18 protein-coding genes are annotated in these 19,086 nt (G+C 48.3%); 9 read left to right on the top strand and 9 right to left on the bottom strand.

The window, feature by feature from the left end; all coding sequences use genetic code 11:
* Nucleotides 1-27 precede the first annotated feature (27 nt).
* From ACTNCH_RS04975 to dnaA, 9 genes are all read right to left on the bottom strand, one after another.
* Nucleotides 28-1,479: a DUF4153 domain-containing protein gene (locus ACTNCH_RS04975; protein ID WP_441019159.1), complete on the bottom strand. Its 1,452-nt coding sequence runs from the start codon at nt 1,477-1,479 to the stop codon at nt 28-30.
* Between the two features lies 1 nt (nt 1,480).
* Nucleotides 1,481-1,720 carry a helix-turn-helix domain-containing protein gene (locus ACTNCH_RS04970; protein ID WP_441019157.1) on the bottom strand — a complete coding sequence of 80 codons (240 nt, stop codon included), beginning with the start codon at nt 1,718-1,720 and terminating at the stop codon, nt 1,481-1,483.
* Between the two features lie 11 nt (nt 1,721-1,731).
* The gene (locus tag ACTNCH_RS04965; RefSeq protein ID WP_441019155.1) at nt 1,732-2,172 is read right to left on the bottom strand and encodes a DUF2975 domain-containing protein; all 441 of its coding nucleotides are present in this window, start codon (nt 2,170-2,172) and stop codon (nt 1,732-1,734) included.
* A gap of 123 nt (nt 2,173-2,295) precedes the next feature.
* Nucleotides 2,296-4,791 (bottom strand): DNA gyrase subunit A, encoded by a 2,496-nt coding sequence (gene gyrA, locus ACTNCH_RS04960; RefSeq protein WP_441019153.1) that lies wholly within the window; start codon nt 4,789-4,791, stop codon nt 2,296-2,298.
* A gap of 61 nt (nt 4,792-4,852) precedes the next feature.
* Nucleotides 4,853-6,769 (bottom strand): DNA topoisomerase (ATP-hydrolyzing) subunit B, encoded by a 1,917-nt coding sequence (gene gyrB, locus ACTNCH_RS04955; protein ID WP_441019151.1) that lies wholly within the window; start codon nt 6,767-6,769, stop codon nt 4,853-4,855.
* A gap of 29 nt (nt 6,770-6,798) precedes the next feature.
* Nucleotides 6,799-7,884 carry a DNA replication/repair protein RecF gene (gene recF, locus ACTNCH_RS04950; protein WP_441019149.1) on the bottom strand — a complete coding sequence of 362 codons (1,086 nt, stop codon included), beginning with the start codon at nt 7,882-7,884 and terminating at the stop codon, nt 6,799-6,801.
* On the bottom strand, nt 7,881-8,093 hold the full coding sequence (locus tag ACTNCH_RS04945; RefSeq protein WP_441019147.1) for an RNA-binding S4 domain-containing protein: 213 nt from the start codon (nt 8,091-8,093) through the stop codon (nt 7,881-7,883). The genes recF and ACTNCH_RS04945 overlap by 4 nt, the downstream gene beginning before the upstream one ends.
* 12 nt (nt 8,094-8,105) lie before the next feature.
* Complete coding sequence (gene dnaN, locus ACTNCH_RS04940; RefSeq protein ID WP_441019145.1) at nt 8,106-9,218, bottom strand: DNA polymerase III subunit beta; 1,113 nt, start codon at nt 9,216-9,218, stop codon at nt 8,106-8,108.
* Nucleotides 9,219-9,491: 273 nt separating this feature from the next.
* Nucleotides 9,492-10,862 (bottom strand): chromosomal replication initiator protein DnaA, encoded by a 1,371-nt coding sequence (gene dnaA / locus ACTNCH_RS04935; RefSeq protein ID WP_441019143.1) that lies wholly within the window; start codon nt 10,860-10,862, stop codon nt 9,492-9,494.
* A gap of 300 nt (nt 10,863-11,162) precedes the next feature.
* Here dnaA and rpmH point away from each other — a divergent pair, with 300 nt between their 5' ends.
* From rpmH to ACTNCH_RS04890, 9 genes are all read left to right on the top strand, one after another.
* On the top strand, nt 11,163-11,297 hold the full coding sequence (gene rpmH, locus ACTNCH_RS04930) for a 50S ribosomal protein L34 (protein ID WP_158361287.1): 135 nt from the start codon (nt 11,163-11,165) through the stop codon (nt 11,295-11,297).
* 57 nt (nt 11,298-11,354) lie between these two features.
* Nucleotides 11,355-11,699 carry a ribonuclease P protein component gene (rnpA, locus tag ACTNCH_RS04925; RefSeq protein ID WP_441019141.1) on the top strand — a complete coding sequence of 115 codons (345 nt, stop codon included), beginning with the start codon at nt 11,355-11,357 and terminating at the stop codon, nt 11,697-11,699.
* Nucleotides 11,699-11,908: a membrane protein insertion efficiency factor YidD gene (gene yidD, locus ACTNCH_RS04920; RefSeq protein ID WP_441019139.1), complete on the top strand. Its 210-nt coding sequence runs from the start codon at nt 11,699-11,701 to the stop codon at nt 11,906-11,908. The genes rnpA and yidD overlap by 1 nt, the downstream gene beginning before the upstream one ends.
* 18 nt (nt 11,909-11,926) lie before the next feature.
* Nucleotides 11,927-13,195 carry a YidC/Oxa1 family membrane protein insertase gene (locus ACTNCH_RS04915; RefSeq protein WP_441019137.1) on the top strand — a complete coding sequence of 423 codons (1,269 nt, stop codon included), beginning with the start codon at nt 11,927-11,929 and terminating at the stop codon, nt 13,193-13,195.
* 18 nt (nt 13,196-13,213) lie between these two features.
* Nucleotides 13,214-14,173: an RNA-binding cell elongation regulator Jag/EloR gene (gene jag, locus ACTNCH_RS04910; protein WP_441019135.1), complete on the top strand. Its 960-nt coding sequence runs from the start codon at nt 13,214-13,216 to the stop codon at nt 14,171-14,173.
* Between the two features lie 34 nt (nt 14,174-14,207).
* Nucleotides 14,208-15,587: a tRNA uridine-5-carboxymethylaminomethyl(34) synthesis GTPase MnmE gene (mnmE, locus tag ACTNCH_RS04905; protein WP_441019133.1), complete on the top strand. Its 1,380-nt coding sequence runs from the start codon at nt 14,208-14,210 to the stop codon at nt 15,585-15,587.
* Nucleotides 15,588-15,592: 5 nt separating this feature from the next.
* On the top strand, nt 15,593-17,476 hold the full coding sequence (gene mnmG / locus ACTNCH_RS04900) for a tRNA uridine-5-carboxymethylaminomethyl(34) synthesis enzyme MnmG (protein ID WP_441019131.1): 1,884 nt from the start codon (nt 15,593-15,595) through the stop codon (nt 17,474-17,476).
* Nucleotides 17,477-17,500: 24 nt separating this feature from the next.
* Complete coding sequence (rsmG, locus tag ACTNCH_RS04895) at nt 17,501-18,220, top strand: 16S rRNA (guanine(527)-N(7))-methyltransferase RsmG (RefSeq protein ID WP_441019129.1); 720 nt, start codon at nt 17,501-17,503, stop codon at nt 18,218-18,220.
* Nucleotides 18,221-18,561: 341 nt separating this feature from the next.
* Complete coding sequence (locus ACTNCH_RS04890) at nt 18,562-19,026, top strand: nucleoside deaminase (RefSeq protein ID WP_441019127.1); 465 nt, start codon at nt 18,562-18,564, stop codon at nt 19,024-19,026.
* The last annotated feature ends 60 nt before the right edge of the window (nt 19,027-19,086 follow it).

Raw genomic sequence — 19,086 nt, 5'->3', positions numbered from 1 at the left:
GTCACCCTAAATTCAGTAGGAAAGTATTCAGCTTAGAAAGTATTCTCTGCACCGAAGCCTGAACAAAAACTCTGACACGTTGAATTTCCGGATCCCCGTATGCTCCTCCTGCCGATACTCATTCATGGAAAAATATGCTCTCGTCATCTCCGTCTCCGCCGTTCCTTCCTTTGCGGCTTTCAGCATCGGGCCCGACGCGTCTGTGGACAGCTCGTAAAAATAGCTGGTCTGATTGTGAGCGATATTGTAAGAAGCAATCCAGGCGTCCATATGGCTGAAGGATAACATCAGGTAAATCACCGTCACCACCGCCACGCTGTACCGGAACAAAGGAAAGTTCTCCCGGTAAATATTGCGAATCACGCCCGCGAACAGTACTGCCAGTACCAGCAACGCAAACAACACCAGAACCCGGAGTCTCGTCAGCTGATAAGCCTGAATATACAGGATCATCCGGCAGGCGGAGGAGATCATCATGATGTAGGTGCAGGCGGAAAGGACAGTCAGCATGATTTTCAGGATCTTATTTTCCCGGAAAAAGCCCAGAATCACCAGCACCAGCAGCAGATTCAGCCCGCTGACAAACAAAAGCTGGAAAAAGCCCTGTCTGGCAAAGCCCGCGTAGGAATACTCCTCCGGAAGCGCAAAGCCGCCGGTGAACAGATAGGATATCTGTACCATACAGAACAGCAGATACACGACGCCAATCACAGCCAGCACCGTAATGGCCAGAACCGGCTCCTGGGTGCGCAGATCCTTTTCTCCGCTCGGATCCTTCCGGTTTTTTACAGCGCTGTATACGCCATAGAAGAACATCACGCCCCACAGAAACATCAGCAGGATTCGGATAAGCTTCGTGGGGATCATCAGATTTCCCAGAATTCTTACCGCAAAATCAAAAGCCTCCCCCAGCAGCTGATCGAAGACCGCGTCAGCGGAAATCAGCAGCGGCAGAATCAGGCAGAGCAGGGTTGCACCCAACAGGAGTCCCAGAATCACATAAATCAGCTTGTCATGCTTCCTGTTCTCCGTACCTGACTCCCTCTGCCGTTCTCTCCGGCTTCTCGCCAGCTCCGGAAATACCGCAAAGAGACGGGTCAGAACCGTAACCGCCAGATCCAAAAGGTCTCCCATATAGCGGAATACACTCCAGTTTTGATCCTCCCGGCCGTCATGCAGGATCACCATGCCCCACAGCAGCCACACTGCCAGCCTGTTCAGCCAGATGATTACAGGATTGCCGGTCAGGAATGTAGAAATACCCAGAAGCAGAACCGCCAGCAGATAACGCCGGGATTCCTTTTTGATCCTCCGGCCGGCCCGCTCCATCAGAAAACCGTACAGCCAGATTATTCCGAGCAGAAACACCGGGTACAGGATTCCGGAAACATTTTCAAAAAGACAGCATACATAAAAAGCCGAAAATCCCAACAGCAGCTGCAAATCACTTACATTTTTTTCTCTGTCCGATAGTTTCATGTCAGATCCCCTTTCCGCTGACCTCTGCCCCGTCTCCGTCCGGAACGTATTCCAGAATATCGCCGGGCTGACAGTCCAGCGCCTTACAGATGGCATTCAGCGTTGAAAACCGTACTGCCTTTGCCTTGTTATTTTTTAAAATGGACAGATTGGCCATGGTCACGTCTACCTCCTGGGAAAGCTCCGTGAGGCCGATTTTCCGCCTGGCCATCATCACGTCCAGATTGATACGAATTGACATCTCAAATCCCCCTATATGGTTAAATCATTTTCCAGCTTGTAGGTAACAGCCTGATCGAAGACGTCTGCCAGCACCCGGCTGAACAGACCCGCGATCAGGAACACCAGCACCTCCACCATAGCCGCCGGGGTCGTCGCCAGAAATAATCGAATCACGGTCAGTCCCGCAATCCAGAAGCTGTAAACCGACATTCTCTTCAGGCTGATTACGTTCTTCTCCACGAAGCAGTCCGAAGCAAGAACCGTCCGGAACATAGAGCGGAGCTCCCGGATAATCAGCACCGCGAAAATGCCGGAGAGAAACAGGAACACCAGCAGTGGCAGGTAATACCGCCGATACTCCGGAAAATAGTCTCCCAGGATTTTCAGGGAAACCGGAAGACTGAAAGCCGCCAGAATCCCCGCCCAGAGCATGAAATCCAACAAAGCCTTTGTAAATTTTGTCACTTTCATAATTACCTCCTGTAATGAAATTACGTTAAAAAAAATAGTAAGATACATCTATCCCTTTCAGATACCTGTATCTTACTACTTTATTTATCGTTTTTCAATATATTTTTATTGATTTTCGATATTTTATTCTTCCGTTTCAGAATTCTCAATCTCTTCTACAGAATCGTCCTTATTCATCTGCTCCCGCACCTTCGCGATACTTGCGACCGATACATTTTCAGAATCCACGTTCATAAGCTTCACGCCGGATGCGATACGGCCTACGATGGAAATGCCGCCGCAGGGAATCCGGATAATGATTCCCTCTGTGGTAATCAGCATTACCTCATTGTCTTCGTTGACTGCCTTGGCGCCGACCACATTTCCGGTCTTATCGGTGATCTTATAGCACTTCACGCCCTTGCCGCCGCGGTTCTGTACGGTAAACTCGTCCATGCCGGTACGCTTGCCCAGACCCTTTTCGGATACTACCAGAAGATACTCGCCCTGGCTGCGCACCTGCATAGCCACGATTTCGTCCTGATCGGTCAGATTCATACCGATGACGCCCATGGACGCACGGCCGGTGGCTCTCACGTCTGTCTCGCGGAAACGGATGCACATACCATACTTGGTGATCAGGAATACGTCCTGCTCATTGTTGGTATATTTTACCTCGATCAACTCGTCATTATCACGAAGGTTGATCGCTACCAGTCCGGATTTCTTCACATTGGAGTATTCCCGGATAGCTGTTTTCTTCACCAGGCCATTTCTGGTGGCCATGAACAGATACTTGCCTTCCTCGTACTCCTTGATGGGGATCACCGCTGTGATCTTCTCTCCCGGCTGCAGGGACAGAAGGTTGATAATCGCGGTTCCTCTCGAGGTCCGGCTGGCCTCCGGAATCTCGTAGCCCTTCAGACGGTAAACCTTACCGGTATTGGTAAAGAACATGATGTAGTGGTGGGTAGTGGTCATCATCAGATCCTCAATGTAATCCTCATTGATGGTCTGCATACCCTTGATTCCCTTGCCGCCACGGTTCTGGCTTTTGAAATTATCCGTGGTCATACGCTTGATATAACCCAGATTGGTCATGGTAATAACCACGTCCTCCTCCGGGATCAGGTCCTCCATGGACAGATCAAATTCGTCAAAGCCGATGCTGGTCCGGCGATCATCGCCGTATTTGTCCGCAATTACGGTAATCTCTTCCTTGATGACGCCCAGCAGCTTTTTCTCATCTGCCAGAATTCCCTTCAGGTAATCAATCTGCTCCATCAGCGCCTTATATTCTGCCTCCAGCTTCTCCCGTTCCAGACCGGTCAGTGTACGCAGACGCATATCTACGATAGCCTGTGCCTGTACATCGTCCAGTTCAAAGCGATCCATCAGCTTCTGCTTCGCCTCCGGCGTAGACCGGGAACCGCGGATAATCTGGATTACTTCGTCGATATGATCCAGGGCAATCAGCAGACCCTTTAAGATATGGGCACGTTCCTCCGCCTTGTTCAGATCGTATCTGGTACGGCGGGTCACTACGTCTTCCTGGTGAAGCAGATAATACTTCAGCATATCCAGAAGATTCAGCACCTTCGGCTCGTTATTTACCAGAGCCAGCATAATCACGCCGTAGGTATCCTGAAGCTGTGTGTGCTTATACAGCTGATTTAAAATTACACTGGCGTTGGCGTCCTTGCGGAGCTCAATGTTGATCCGCATGCCTTCCCGGCTGGATTCATCTCCAATGTAGGTGATACCGTCGATCCGCTTCTCTTTTACCAGCTCGGCGATCTTCTCGATCAGCCGCGCCTTATTGACCATATAGGGAAGCTCTGTTACCACGATACGGCTCTTGCCGTTGCTCATGGTCTCTATATTGGTAACCGCGCGCACCCGGATCTTGCCCCGGCCGGTACGGTATGCTTCCTCAATGCCGCGGGTTCCGAGAATCTCCGCGCCTGTGGGAAAATCCGGTCCCTTGACAATCTTTAAGATTTCTTCGATGGTGGTGTCCCGATCCTCTTCGATCCGGTTATCGATAAGCTTCACCACCGCCTTTACCACCTCGCGCAGGTTGTGGGGCGGAATGTTGGTGGCCATACCGACTGCGATACCTGTGGTTCCGTTGACCAGCAGATTGGGAAAACGGGAGGGCAGCACAGAAGGCTCCTTCTCGGTCTCATCGAAGTTCGGTACAAAGTCTACGGTATTTTTATTGATGTCCGCCAGCATTTCCATGGAAATCTTACTCAGGCGGGCCTCTGTATATCGCATTGCCGCAGCGCCGTCACCATCCACGGAACCAAAATTTCCGTGTCCGTCTACCAGCGGATAACGGGTGGACCAGTCCTGGGCCATATTAACCAGGGCTCCGTAGATAGAGCTGTCTCCATGGGGGTGATATTTACCCATGGTATCACCGACGATACGCGCGCACTTTCTGTGGGGCTTATCCGGTCCGTTATTCAGCTCGATCATGGAATAAAGCACACGCCGCTGTACCGGCTTTAAACCGTCCCGGACGTCCGGAAGGGCACGGGCAGCGATTACGCTCATGGCATAATCGATATAACAATCCTCCATGGTCTTTTTCAAATCCACGTCGTGGATTTTGTCAAAGATATTGTCTTCCATTTTCTATTCTCCCTTGTTATAGGTTACATACGTTCAGCCGCGCAGACCCATGGCTGAACTGTTAAATGTCTAAGTTTTTCACGTATTTCGCGTTGGTTTCGATGAATTCCCGTCTCGGCTCTACCTTATCGCCCATCAGGGTATTAAAGGTCAGATCGATCTCCGCGGAATCCGCGTCCTCCATGGTTACGCGCTTCAGAATACGCCGCTCCGGATCCATGGTGGTCTCCCAGAGCTGCTCGGCGTCCATCTCACCCAGACCTTTATAACGCTGGATCTTGTTGCTGGTATCGCGGCCTACCTCATTCAGAATATCGGCAAGCTGCTGATCACTGTAGGCATACCAGACCTTTTTGTTCCGCTCCAGCTTATAGAGAGGCGGCTGGGCCAGATATACATAACCCTCCTTGATGAGATCCGGCATAAATCTGTAAATAAATGTAAGAAGCAGGGTACTGATATGCGCGCCGTCCACATCGGCATCGGTCATCAGAATGATCTTGTGATACCGAAGCTTGCTGATATCAAAATCATCATGGATACCGGTACCAAAGGCGGTAATCATAGCCTTGATCTCCGCATTGGCGTAAATCTTATCCAGACGGGCCTTTTCCACGTTCAGAATCTTACCGCGCAGGGGCAGGATCGCCTGAGTCGCGCGGGAACGGGCCGTCTTGGCGGAGCCGCCTGCGGAATCTCCCTCTACGATGTAGATCTCGCAGTTCTCCGGATTTTTATCGGAGCAATCTGCCAGCTTTCCGGGCAGCGCCATGCCGTCCAGGGCAGTCTTTCTCCGTGTCAGATCCCTTGCCTTTCTGGCAGCCTCTCGGGCACGCTGGGCCAGAATGGATTTTTCCAGAATGACCTTGGCAACCATGGGATTCTGCTCCAGGAAAATCATCAGCTGTTCAGAAACTACGTTATCCACGGCTCCGCGGGCTTCACTGTTGCCCAGCTTCTGTTTGGTCTGACCCTCGAACTGGGGCTCTCCAATCTTAATGCTGATGATAGCGGTCAGTCCCTCCCGGATATCATCGCCGTTGAGACTGGGATCGCTGTCCTTCAGGAGCTTATTTTTCCGCGCGTAATCATTAAAGGTCTTGGTCAGTGCGTTTTTAAAGCCGGTCAGATGGGTACCACCCTCCGGTGTATTGATGTTATTTACAAAGCTGTAGCAGTTTTCCGTATAGGAATCATTGTGCTGCAGGGCTACCTCTACGAAAACATCATTTACCATTCCCTCGCAGTAGATAATCTGATCGTAAAGAGCCGTCTTGGAACGGTTCAGATAGCTTACGAACTCCTTGATACCGCCCTCGTAGCAGAATTCCTTCTTAAACTGAGGCTCCTGTCGATCGTCCCTGAGAACGATATTCAGCCCCTTTGTCAGAAATGCCATCTCCCGCAGACGGATTTTCAGGGTATCGTAATCATAAACAGTTTCTTCAAAAATCTCTTTATCCGGTAAAAAGGTAACCTGGGTTCCGGTTTTCTCCAGATCACAATCGCCAATCACCTTCAGCGGCTCCACCGAATGTCCTCTCTCATACCGCTGGTAATAGATTTTTCCCTCGCTGTAGATACGGACCTCCAGCCACTCGGACAGAGCGTTAACTACGGATGCTCCTACGCCGTGCAGACCGCCGGATACCTTATAGCCTCCACCGCCGAACTTTCCGCCTGCGTGCAGTATGGTAAATACCACCTCTACCGCCGGGATGCCCGCCTTGTGATTGATTCCCACCGGAATACCACGGCCGTCGTCGATGACTGTAATGGAATTATCCTTATGAATCGTCACATCGATATTTTTACAGAAGCCTGCCAAAGCCTCATCTACTGCGTTGTCTACGATCTCGTAAACCAGATGATGAAGACCGCGGGCGGAGGTGCTGCCGATGTACATACCAGGTCTTTTTCGGACTGCTTCCAGTCCTTCCAAAATCTGGATTTGATCTGCTCCGTATTCTGCGCTCATGTTCCATCCTCCTATACTGATTTTTGTAACTAATTTTCACTGTATACAGCGCCTTCGACTACCCTGAAAATCCGGTTGATCGAAAACCTGTGATTTACAAATTCATCCAGGCCCGTACAGGTAATCATGGTCTGAATGTCATGGATGCTGTTCAATAAATAGTTTTGCCGGTTATGATCCAGTTCAGACAATACATCGTCTAAAAGCAGCACCGGCGTATCGTGAATCAGCTGCTTGACCAGCTCGATTTCCGCTAATTTCAATGATAAGGCTGCTGTCCTCTGCTGTCCCTGGGAACCGAATTTCCGGATATCGATACCGTCCGCTGCAAACAAAAGATCATCCCGGTGAGGCCCCACAGAGGTGGTTTTCATGCGGATATCCCGATCCCGGTTCCGGCTAATGGCATCATAGAGTTCTTCTGCTCCCACATTTTTCTCGTAAGAAATCTGCAGCTTTTCCCGGCCTCCGGAAAGCTTCTGATGGATTCCGTAAATCATTTCTCCCAGGGAGTGAATAAATTCTTCCCGGCTGCGGATAATTTTCTTTCCATATTCTGCCAGCTGCAAATCCCAGACGTCCAGCGTCTCGATCAGCTCAGGACGAAAGCTGATGTCCTTTAAAAGCTTATTCCGCTGGGTTACAATCCGGTTATAGTTGGCCAGATGGTGCAGATACACCTTATCCAGTTGACATAACTCCATGTCCAGGAATCGCCGGCGCTCACCGGGCCCCTGCTTAATAATGCTCAGATCCTCCGGAGAAAAAAAGACAAAATTCGCGATACCGAAAAGCTCACTGGCCTTCCGGATCGGTACGCCGTTTATGGCAATTCCCTTGGTTTTATTCTTTTTCAGGTGAATATCAATCTGATACTCCATCGTACCCTTTTTTACAAAGGTGCGAAGATGGGATTCCTCTTCCCCGAAGAAAATCATATCCCGATCCCGGCTGCCCTTGTGGGATCGGGTGGTACCGCTCAGATAGACGGCCTCCAGAATATTGGTCTTTCCCTGGGCGTTATCGCCATAGAAAATATTCGTTTTTTCATCAAACTGAAGCTGTAGCTCCCGGTAATTCCGGAAATTCTTCAGTTCCATGGATTCGATTATCATACGATTTTATAATCCTGTCCCTGATAGGTAAATACATCGTCTTTGTAGAGCTTGCGGCCTCTGCGCTCCTCCACCTCGCCATTTACCTTTACCTTGCCGTCTACGATTTCATACTTGATATCCGATCCCAGGGAAAGAATACCGGCCAGCTTCATGGCCTGGCCCAGACGGATAAATTCATCTTTGATCGATACTTCGATATAATCCATACCTATCTCCTTTTATACAGCGGCGCTGCTGAAATTCACCGGAAGAACCAGGTAGATATAAGATTCTTTTTCATCCCGAATAAAGCAGGGCGCCTTGGGATTTACCAGATACAGCGTTACCATTTCGTCATCGATCACGCGCAGGGCGTCGATCAGAAACTTCGGATTGAAGCCAATCAGAATGTCTTTTCCCTCTTTCTCGATGACGATCTCCTCATTCATAGAGCCAATGCCGGAGGTCAGCTTCAGCCGCATCTCTCCGTCTCCAATCTGAATGATAATCGGCTTCTTATCGCTTTCGCGGATCAGAAGCGTCGCACGGTCAATACAATTTAAAAATTCCTTTTTGTTGACCTTTACCTTTGTCTCATAATCGGAGGAAAGCATCTGGTCGATACGGAAATACTCTCCTTCGATCAGACGGGATACCACCGTAGTCTCGTCAAATTCAAATACAATATGATTTTTGGTAAAAAACAGATTTACAAGGGCGTCCAGCTCGCCGGACAGAATTTTGCTGACCTCGATCAGCGTTTTTCCGGGAACAATCACCTTTCTGTCTTCATAGCTTTCCTTCAGCTCCAGATTGCGGATGGATACCCTGTGACCGTCCAGGGAAACAACCTTCAGATGGTTTCCGCTGATCTCAAAGAGTTCGCCGGTCATGATTTTATTGCTTTCATTATCAGAAATGGAAAAGATCGTCTGCTTGATCACTTCTCTTAAACTGAACTGGGAAATAACCACCGGTTCTGTCTTTTCAATATAGGGAAGATATGAAAAATCTTCTCCGGACTTTCCGGCAATGTTGAAACGGGCCTTTTCACAGCTAATAAGCATCTGAAAATTCGAATCGGTTTCAATGGTAACGTCGTTATCCGGAAGCTTTCTGACAATCTCAGAAAAGATCTTAGCGTCGATGGCAATAACGCCCTTCTCCTGAATGTCTCCTTCAAGAATCGTCTCAATGCCAAGCTCCATATCGTTGGCTGTCATCTTAATCTGTCCGGAAGAGACATCGATCAGAATACATTCCAGAATCGACATGGTGGTCTTGGAAGGAACGGCCTTCAAAACAATGTTAACACCTTTTAAAAGGTCTGATTTTTTGCAGACGAACTTCATAATGTGTATAACTCCTTTCGAAAAATCCCGGCAGGGGGATATAGATAAATATATAAAATAATCCGTCGTATTCGTAGTAGGGACTGTGAATATGTTGATAAGTGGTCTGAAGCCCTGAAAATACAGGATCTTCGCGAGGGATAACTATGTGAAAAAGTACGGTATAACCCACCGGAAACCAGGAAGGTTATACACATGGCCTAAATCCGGAAAAAATTTTCCCCACAATATCAACATGGTTGTCCACATGAGAATGTTGATAAGTCCTTGGAGCTAGTTCGGATTGATTTTCTTGCGGATGGTTCCGATGGTGCGGATTGTGGAATCGTTGCTTTGCAGCTCTTTTTCGATCTTCTCCACGCCGTGCATGATGGTGGTATGGTCCCGGCCGCCCATAATGTCGCCGATCTTTTTCAGAGTGGTATCATTTTCCTTGCAGAGGTACATGGCAATCTGACGGGGATAAGCGATATTGGCGGTGCGTTTGTTGCTGTAGATATCGGCGGGCGTAATATGGAAATGCTCCGCTACGATCTCGATAATCAGCTCCGGAGTTACCTTGCGGCTTTCTCCCGGAGAAATGATATCCTTAATCGCTTCTTCCGCAAGAAGCATATCGATGGGCCGTTTTTCCAGGGTGGAAAGGGCAATCAGCCGGTTGAAGGCGCCCTCCAGCTCACGGATGTTGGACTTGATATTGGTGGCGATATAGGTAATGATATCGTCGTCAATATGGTATCCTTCCAGTTCCTCTTTTTTACGCAGGATCGCCATTCGTGTCTCAAAATCCGGAGAGGATACGTCGGCAATCAGGCCGCATTCAAAACGGGTGCGGAGACGCTCCTCCAGTGTCTCGATATCCTTGGGCGGACGATCACTGGAGATAATAATCTGCTTATTAGCCGTATGAAGGGCGTTGAAGGTATGGAAGAATTCTTCCTGGGTACTCTCTTTTCCGATGATAAACTGAACGTCATCGATGAGAAGCACGTCGATGTTGCGGTATTTCTCGCGGAAGCGGGTCATACCGGAGGGATCACCCATTCGCAGGGTCTCAATCAGTTCGTTGGTAAAGTACTCACTGGTTACGTAGAGTACCTTCATACTGGGATTTTCTTTTAAAATATGGTTGGCAATGGCGTGCATCAGATGGGTTTTTCCCAGTCCTACGCCTCCATGCAGGAAAAGTGGGTTGTACACCTTACCGGGCGTCTCAGCTACTGCCAGGGATGCGGCATGGGCAAACTTATTGTTGCTGCCGACTACGAAGGTGTCGAAGGTAAACTTCGGGTTGATGTTGGATTTTTCAAAATCCGGGCTGACCACCGGGCGGTCTTCAGACGCAGCCAAAGAAGCCGCAGGTTCTGCGGATTTCTGCGCAAGCGCCTCTTTTTCCGTAATGAATTCAACCTCGTATTTTTCACCGGTAAACTCGGCGATAGCCACGAAAATCGGCGTCTTGAATTTGGAATTCAGATAGGTAATCATCTGCTCCCCCATGGGGACGATGATTTTAACCACGTGATTATCGGTGCTTGAGACCTTCAGGGGGAGCAGCCAGGTCTCAAAAGAAATATCCGAAAGTTCGTGTTCCTTCCGGACATGTTCAAGGATTTCGCTCCATTTTTCTTTTATCAGATTCATCATTTATCTCCTCAGTGCCCAAATGGTAACTGTTTTTCGCATAATTACGCAAAATGAGCAATTTATCCTATAATCAATAATATACCAAATTCCGGCGGCGATCAAGCAAAAAAAATAGGTTATCCACTTATTATCCACATTTTATCCACATCTTGTGGATAACTTTTTGAGCGGCACAAGATATATAAAACAGAGAAAAAAATTTTTTGAAATATGAATTTTAGTGCCAAATTGCTTGACTTTACGGGCATCAGCGAATATAATTGAAATGATATTTTGTAGATAGGAGGTGTAGGCACCATGAAAATGACATTTCAACCGAAGAAAAGATCCAGAGCAAAGGTTCACGGATTTAGAGCTAGAATGAGCACTCCTGGCGGAAGAAAGGTATTAGCTGCCAGAAGATTAAAGGGAAGAAAGAAATTATCCGCATAGGCCGCATATATGTGGCCTTTTTTTCTCTTTTAAGTTTTTGAGACTTTTGGAGAGTGTATGAAATATCCGCATTCAGAATCTTTGAAAAAGAACCGGGATTTTCAGCTTGTATATAAGGAAGGAAAATCCCGAGCCAACCGTTATCTGGTCATGTATGTGAAGGAGAACGGCTTGGAAACGAATCGAATAGGTGTTTCTGTCAGCAAAAAGGTTGGAAACAGCATCGTGCGGCACAGAATCACCAGATTGATTCGGGAAAGCTACAGACTACAGGAAGACATGTTCAATAGTGGTTTGGACATGGTAGTCATCGCAAGGGTCAGCGCGAAGGATCGCAGTATGAAGGAGATCGAGAGCGCGCTGCTTCACTTGGGAAAGCTTCAGGGAGTTATAAAAGAATAATGAAAATTGTATTGATCAGATTGATTCAATTTTATCAGAAATATCTATCGCCGATGAAACGTACAAAGTGTCCTTATTATCCCAGCTGCTCTCAGTATGGTTTGGAAGCCATTCAGAAATACGGAGCTGTCAAAGGAAGCATGCTTGCCGCCTGGAGAATTTTAAGATGCAACCCGTTTTCCAGTGGTGGATATGATCCCGTACCATAGTTAAGGAGGATTTATTCATTGACAGGTTTATTTTTGACCCGGAATACTACGCCGATTTTAAGTCAGTTCGCTGCGATTCTGGGATGGTTGATTGAGCGTATTTTTGATCTGCTGTATTCCATGGGAAGACCCAGCGTAGGACTGGCAATTATTTTATTTACGATTGTAGTATATACTCTGATGATTCCGCTGACTTATAAGCAGCAGAAGTTTGCCAGAATGTCCGTACGCATGAATCCGGAGATTCAGGCGATTCAGAAAAAGTATAAGGGCAAGCAGGATCAGGTTTCTATGATCAAGATGCAGGATGAGATGAAGGCTGTTTACGCAAAGTACGGTACTTCCCAGACAGGCAGCTGCCTGCCGCTTCTGATTCAGCTTCCGGTACTGCTGGCTGTATACCGGGTGGTATACGCAATTCCGGCTTACGTAGATAAGGTAAGAGCCGCATATTATCCGCTGGTTACAGAGCTGATGAACAGCAAGGGAGCCCAGGAAATGATCATGGGTCTGAAGAGTGCGGCACAGTTTAAGAAGCAGGGCTTTACGGAGAACACGATCATCGACGTACTGAATAAGGCTTCTACCGCAGAGTGGGACAGCGTGGCATCCGCATTTCCGGATCTGGGTTCTGTCGTTGAAACAGCGCGTACCACACTGGATGGCTTCAACAATTTCTTTGGTCTGAATATTGCCAACTCTCCCTGGTACAGCGCAAAGCAGTATCTGGGTGAGCATAATTATCTGTTCCTGCTCGTAGCTATTGCGATTCCGGTACTGGCCGGTCTGACCCAGTGGGTGAGCGTCCGTCTGCTGCCTCAGGCAGCTGCAAACGGAAATGGCGACGACGCGAATAACGAGATGATGCAGTCCATGAAGATGATGAACAACTTCATGCCGCTGATGTCTGTATACTTCTGTGCAGTACTTCCCGTAGGTGTGGGTCTGTACTGGGTTATGAGCGGCGTGGTTCGTATGGTTCAGCAGCTCGTGATTAACAAGTATCTGTCCAAGATGGATATTGACGAAGAAATCAAGAAGAACATTGAAAAATATAACCGTAAGCGTGAAAAAGACGGTCTTCCGCCTGAGAAGCTGAATAACGTAGCAAGATCCAGCGCCAAGACAGTAGACAATAAGAAGCCGGAGATGTCCGCTGCAGAGCGCGCAAAGCAGATTCAGGATTCTACTGATTTCTATAAGAATACAGAAGCCAAGCCTGGAAGCATTGCGGCGAAGGCGAGAATGGTAGAAAAGTTTGACGAGAAGGGCAACAGGAAGAAGTAAGAGACGGGGGTGTCTGATATGGAAAGTATTGAGGTTTCCGCAAAAACAGTCGAGGACGCGGTTCTGGAAGCTGCAATTAAGCTTGGAACCACCAGAGACAAGGTTGCTTATGAAGTAATTACACAGCCCACATCCGGTTTTCTCGGAATCGGTGGAAAGAAGGCTGTGATTCGCGCTCATCAGAAATCAGATGAGGAGATGGAAGCAGAGCTGAAGGCTGACAAGGAGATGGAAAAGCTCCTGGAGCGGGTTAAGGAAAAGAAGCCTGTTGAAATGGAGAAGAAAGAAGAAGCTCCGAAGAAGCAGGAAAAGCCTGCCGTTAAGACAGAAAAGGCTGAGAAGCCGGCAGCACCCAAGGCGGAAGCGCCGAAGGCAAAGCCGGAGATAAAGGCAGAGAAGAAGGAAGAGGCTGCTCCTGCGCCGAAGGCGGAAAAACCGGCAGTTCCGGTAGATACCGCGCCGGTGGAGAAATTCCTGAAGGATGTATTTGCGGCAATGGATATGGAGGTTGTGATCGGTATCACACAGAATCCGCAGGACAGAGAGATGAATATCACTCTGGACGGCGCAGATATGGGCGTTCTGATCGGTAAGAGAGGACAGACTCTGGATTCTCTGCAGTATCTCTCCAGTCTGGTAGTGAATAAGAATACCGAGGATTATATCCGGGTAAAGGTTGATACGGAGAATTACCGGGAGCGCAGAAAAGCGACCCTGGAAAACCTGGCAAAGAATATTGCCCAGAAGGTTAAGAGAACCAGAAAACCGGTATCTCTGGAGCCGATGAATCCGTATGAGAGAAGAGTGATTCATTCCGCTCTTCAGAATGATAAGTTTGTATGCACCCACAGCGAGGGCGAGGAGCCTTACCGCCGGGTGGTAGTTACCCTGAAGGAAGGCGTAAAGCTGGACAACAACTATGGTAACCGGAACAAGGGACGTTATAATCGAAATTATAATAAGAAAAAGGAACGCTAAGGCGTTCCTTTTTCTCTAAACGGAGTTAAGAAGTATGAAGCATACAGATACCATTGCAGCGACAGCGACAGCTATGGGAAGCGCAGGAATCGGGATTATCCGGATCAGTGGTCCGGACGCCTTCCAGGTGCTTAAAAAAGTATTCCGACCGAAAAAAGAAACAAAGATCATGAGTGAGCAGCCCGGTTACACCGTACATTACGGTATGGCTGTGGACGGGGAACAGGTACTGGACGAGGTACTGGTTATGCTGATGCGGGGGCCCCACAGCTATACGGCAGAGGATACGGTGGAAATAAACTGTCACGGAGGCCGTCTGGTTATGCGGAAAATTCTGGAGACTGTTCTGAAAAATGGCGCCAGAGCTGCGGAGCCAGGGGAATTTACCAAGCGGGCGTTTCTGAACGGACGGCTGGATCTGTCTCAGGCAGAGGCTGTCATGGATCTGATCCAGTCAAAAAATGAGATGGCGCTGAAATCATCTCTGGCTCAGTTAAAGGGAACGGTGCGCCAGGAGATAGAAAAACTGCGGGCGGCAATTCTTTATGAGATGGCCTACGTGGAGGCGGCGCTGGACGATCCGGAGCATATCAGCCTGGAGGGCTACAGTGAAGAGCTTCTTGGGAAGGTAAAAGACATCCGGAATGAGGTGGAAAAGCTCCTGAAGGGATCGGAAAACGGGCGGATGCTGAAAGAAGGAATTAAAACCGTTATTCTGGGTAAGCCCAATGCGGGAAAATCCTCTCTTTTGAATGTTTTGTTGGGAGAGGAGCGGGCCATTGTAACAGAAATAGCCGGAACTACCCGGGACGTACTGGAGGAGCAGCTGCAGCTGGGCGAGGTATCCCTGCAACTTTTGGATACGGCGGGGATCCGTTCCACCGAAGATGTGGTAGAGCAGATAGGCGTAGAGCGGGCCAGAAAGCAGGCAGAGGATGCGGATCTGATCTTGTACGTGGCGGACAGCTCCCGGGCGCTGGACGAAAGCGACGAAGAGATACTGAAGCTTCTGGAGGATAAGAAGGCGCTGGTGCTGCTCAATAAATCCGATCTGGAGCCGGTGATTACACCGGAGCTTATGAAAACAAAGACCCGGCATCCGATTCTTGTTATTTCAGCCAGAGAACGGGAAGGCATCCGGGAACTGGAGGATACGATCCGGGGACTGTTCTTCCAGGGCAAGGTGGACTTTAACGATGAAGTCCTGATTACCAATCTGCGGCAGAAGCAGGCTTTGCAGGAAGCGGCCGGAAGTCTGGCTATGGTGATTCAGAGTATCGAAGATGGCATGCCGGAGGATTTTTATACGATTGATTTGAAGGATGCCTATACGTCGCTTGGTTTTATTATCGGTGAAGAAATCGGCGATGATTTGGCAAATGAAATATTTGGAAAATTCTGTATGGGGAAATAGATAAGATGAAGAATATATATCAGGAAACCTGTCAGGTAGTGGTGGTAGGAGCAGGTCATGCAGGCTGTGAGGCAGCGCTTGCCTGTGCGAGAATGGGACTGGAAACGGTCATTTTTACGGTCAGTGTAGACAGTATCGCGCTAATGCCTTGTAATCCGAATATCGGAGGCAGCTCCAAGGGACATCTGGTGCGCGAAATTGACGCACTGGGTGGAGAAATGGGAAAAAATATTGATCGGACCTTTATCCAGTCTAAAATGCTGAACGTATCCAAAGGACCGGCTGTTCATTCGCTGCGGGCCCAGGCTGACAAGGCTGAATACAGCCGCAGCATGCGCCGGGTACTGGAAAATACCGATCACCTGTCCATTGTACAGGCAGAGGTGGCTGAAATTCTGGCAGAAAATGGCGTTATAAAAGGAGTAAAGACCACATCTGGAGCTGTCTATGAGGCAGAAGCAGTGGTGCTCTGTACCGGAACCTATCTGAGGGCCAGATGTATTTACGGCGACATCAGTAATTATACAGGACCAAACGGACTGCAGGCGGCTACCCATTTGACAGATTCCCTGAAAAATCTCGGAATTGAAATGTATCGGTTTAAGACCGGAACGCCGGCCAGAGTGGATAAACGGTCTATTGATTTCAGTAAAATGCAGGAGCAGCTGGGAGATGAGAGAATCGTACCCTTCTCCTTTACTACAGATCCGGACGAAATCCAGAAGCCGCAGATATCCTGCTGGCTGACCTATACTAACGAAGAAACCCACAAAATTATCCGGGAAAATCTGGATCGTTCTCCGCTGTATTCGGGAATGATCGAGGGAACCGGTCCCCGATATTGTCCGTCTATTGAAGACAAGGTGGTCCGTTTTGCGGATAAGAACCGACATCAGGTATTTCTGGAGCCGGAGGGGCTGTACACCAATGAAATGTATGTGGGCGGTATGTCCAGTTCTCTTCCGGAGGACGTACAGCACGCCATGTATTCCTCTGTGGCCGGACTGGAGCATGTGCGGATCGTGAGAAACGCCTATGCCATTGAGTATGACTGTATTGACGCGCGGCAGCTTTACCCGACCCTGGAATTTAAGAAGCTTTCGGGACTTTTCAGCGGCGGCCAGTTTAACGGAAGCTCCGGTTACGAGGAAGCTGCGGCCCAGGGACTGATTGCGGGAATCAATGCGGGACGTAAATTACTGGGAAAAGAACCTTTAATTCTGGATCGATCCCAGGCTTATATCGGAGTTCTCATTGACGATCTGGTTACAAAGGAAAACAGGGAGCCCTATCGTATGATGACCTCCCGGGCAGAATACCGTCTGCTTCTCCGTCAGGATAACGCGGATCTGCGTCTGACAAAAATCGGTTATGAGATGGGTCTGATTTCAGAAGAGCGCTATCAGAACCTGTTGGAGAAGGAACGTCAGATTGCGGAAGAAATCCAGCGTGTGGAGAAGGTGTTTGTAGGAACCTCGGAGCAGGTACAAAAGTTACTGGAAGAATATGGAAGCACACCTTTGAATTCCGGTATTTCTCTGGCAGAACTGATTCGACGTCCGGAGCTCAGCTACGATATTGTAGCTCCGTTGGACCCGAAGCGTCCTCAGCTGATGCGTGGCGTAGCCGAGCAGGTAAATATCCATATGAAATATGACGGTTATATCCAGAGACAGCTGCGGCAGGTTGAACAATTCCAAAAACTGGAGAATAAGAGGCTGCCGGAAAATCTGGATTACAATGAGGTGCCCAGTCTTCGCACAGAGGCGAGACAGAAGCTGACGGCTATACATCCATTGTCTATCGGACAAGCGTCGAGAATCTCCGGTGTGTCGCCGGCAGATATCTCTGTATTGCTGATATGGCTGGAGCACCAGCGACAGAGATAACGAAAAGGGAGAAAAATAAGCAAGATGGATCGCAAAGCATATATAAAACAGGAATTCTCCAAAATTCAGGTGGAATTGACAGAGCGACAGGCAGAGCAGTTTGAGCAGTATTATGAAATGCTGATTGCAAAAAATGAGGTGATGAACCTGACAGCCATCACGGAGTTTGAAGAAGTGGTGCAAAAGCATTTTATTGACAGTGTGATGATCAAAGAATTGCAGGAGCCGGGCGAAGGAGAAAAATGGATTGATGTGGGAACCGGAGCAGGATTTCCAGGAATTCCGTTGAAGATTGTCTATCCGCAGCTTCGAATGACACTGCTGGATTCTCTGAATAAAAGAGTAAAGTTCTTGCAGGAGGTTGTGGATGCCCTGAAGCTGGAACAGGTCGAGACATTGCATGGCAGAGCTGAGGAATACGCAAAAAAGGCAGAGTATCGGGAACAGTTTGAATGTTGTGTATCCCGGGCTGTGGCGAACCTGGCGTCGCTTTCGGAATACTGCCTGCCCTTTGTGAAGGTGGGTGGAGCATTCGTACCCTATAAATCCGGAAAGATACAGGAGGAAATGGAAGCTGCCGGGAAGGCCGTGGAGATCCTGGGTGGACGGATTGGACAGCGGAAGGAATTCATGCTGCCGGGTTCAGATATGTATCGCTGTCTACTGTATATTGAAAAAGTGAAGGCGACGGCAAAAAAATATCCGAGAAAGGCAGGAATGCCAACCAAGGAGCCGCTGCATTAAGAGTGTGAGATGTTTCACGTGAAACATGTGATCTATATACAAACAATGGACGAAATAGAAATCTCCTCCCCACCGGGAGTGTGCGATTTTCCGGTGAGGAGGAGATTTTTATTTCTGGATTGTGAGGACAAAAGGTGAAAATGACCAATCGGGGTGCTTTTGTAGGATAGGGGGATCCTATTTCAATTTATATGATGTGTGGGAATGTTTCACGTGAAACGTTAGATGGTGTGGATAGAAAAAGAAAATTCAAATTCCTATTGCAAAGATGCAGGTGGCTTTTTGAATATTCCGGTGTTAGAATAGAATTAGAAATGAATGATGAGGGGAGCAAATGAGATATGCAAGATGAAGTTTTTATGAAAAAAGCGATTGAGCTTTCCAGGTTGGCGGTAGAGCATGGCAATGAGCCTTTCGGCGCTGTACTAGTTAAGAACAATGAGATGGTTTTTACCAATGAAAATCAAATTTATACCAGACACGATCCTACGTTCCATGGGGAAGCTGGTCTGATTCGTGAATTCTGCGCTCAGACTGGTATTACGGATTTACAGGAGTATACCATGTATTCCAGCTGTGAACCTTGCTTTATGTGCAGCGGCGCAATGGTGTGGGTAAAGCTGGGGCGTCTGGTTTATGCTGCAAGTAATATGGAACTGGAAAAAATCCTTGGAAATGAAGGATGTAATTGTTCTAAAATGGTATTTGACAATTCTTTCTGGCAGCCACAGGTTACGGCAGGTGTGTTGCGCGAGGAAAGTCTTGTGATTTTAAAAGCATATTTTGAAAAGCATGAGAAGGGTTGAATGACGTGGGATTGACCGGTATGAATTTATATGCTCTGATTTATTCCCTGCTGGGAATTA

It is taken from the genome of Candidatus Merdisoma sp. HCP28S3_D10 (assembly GCF_052065835.1).
In the GTDB taxonomy this organism is placed as follows: Bacteria; Bacillota; Clostridia; order Lachnospirales; family Lachnospiraceae; genus Laedolimicola.
The sequence above is the reverse complement of the archived record's forward strand: the minus strand, read 5'-3'. Positions and strand labels throughout refer to the sequence as shown.

Bases quoted from the DNA above. Each gene is read 5' to 3' on its own strand.
- ACTNCH_RS04975 (WP_441019159.1), bottom strand. From the start codon at position 1,479: ATGAAACTATCGGACAGAGAAAAAAATGTAAGTGATTTGCAGCTGCTG.
- ACTNCH_RS04970 (WP_441019157.1), bottom strand. From the start codon at position 1,720: ATGTCAATTCGTATCAATCTGGACGTGATGATGGCCAGGCGGAAAATC.
- ACTNCH_RS04965 (WP_441019155.1), bottom strand. From the start codon at position 2,172: ATGAAAGTGACAAAATTTACAAAGGCTTTGTTGGATTTCATGCTCTGG.
- gyrA (WP_441019153.1), bottom strand. From the start codon at position 4,791: ATGGAAGACAATATCTTTGACAAAATCCACGACGTGGATTTGAAAAAG.
- gyrB (WP_441019151.1), bottom strand. From the start codon at position 6,769: ATGAGCGCAGAATACGGAGCAGATCAAATCCAGATTTTGGAAGGACTG.
- recF (WP_441019149.1), bottom strand. From the start codon at position 7,884: ATGATAATCGAATCCATGGAACTGAAGAATTTCCGGAATTACCGGGAG.
- ACTNCH_RS04945 (WP_441019147.1), bottom strand. From the start codon at position 8,093: ATGGATTATATCGAAGTATCGATCAAAGATGAATTTATCCGTCTGGGC.
- dnaN (WP_441019145.1), bottom strand. From the start codon at position 9,218: ATGAAGTTCGTCTGCAAAAAATCAGACCTTTTAAAAGGTGTTAACATT.
- dnaA (WP_441019143.1), bottom strand. From the start codon at position 10,862: ATGAATCTGATAAAAGAAAAATGGAGCGAAATCCTTGAACATGTCCGG.
- rpmH (WP_158361287.1), top strand. From the start codon at position 11,163: ATGAAAATGACATTTCAACCGAAGAAAAGATCCAGAGCAAAGGTTCAC.
- rnpA (WP_441019141.1), top strand. From the start codon at position 11,355: ATGAAATATCCGCATTCAGAATCTTTGAAAAAGAACCGGGATTTTCAG.
- yidD (WP_441019139.1), top strand. From the start codon at position 11,699: ATGAAAATTGTATTGATCAGATTGATTCAATTTTATCAGAAATATCTA.
- jag (WP_441019135.1), top strand. From the start codon at position 13,214: ATGGAAAGTATTGAGGTTTCCGCAAAAACAGTCGAGGACGCGGTTCTG.
- mnmE (WP_441019133.1), top strand. From the start codon at position 14,208: ATGAAGCATACAGATACCATTGCAGCGACAGCGACAGCTATGGGAAGC.
- mnmG (WP_441019131.1), top strand. From the start codon at position 15,593: ATGAAGAATATATATCAGGAAACCTGTCAGGTAGTGGTGGTAGGAGCA.
- rsmG (WP_441019129.1), top strand. From the start codon at position 17,501: ATGGATCGCAAAGCATATATAAAACAGGAATTCTCCAAAATTCAGGTG.
- ACTNCH_RS04890 (WP_441019127.1), top strand. From the start codon at position 18,562: ATGCAAGATGAAGTTTTTATGAAAAAAGCGATTGAGCTTTCCAGGTTG.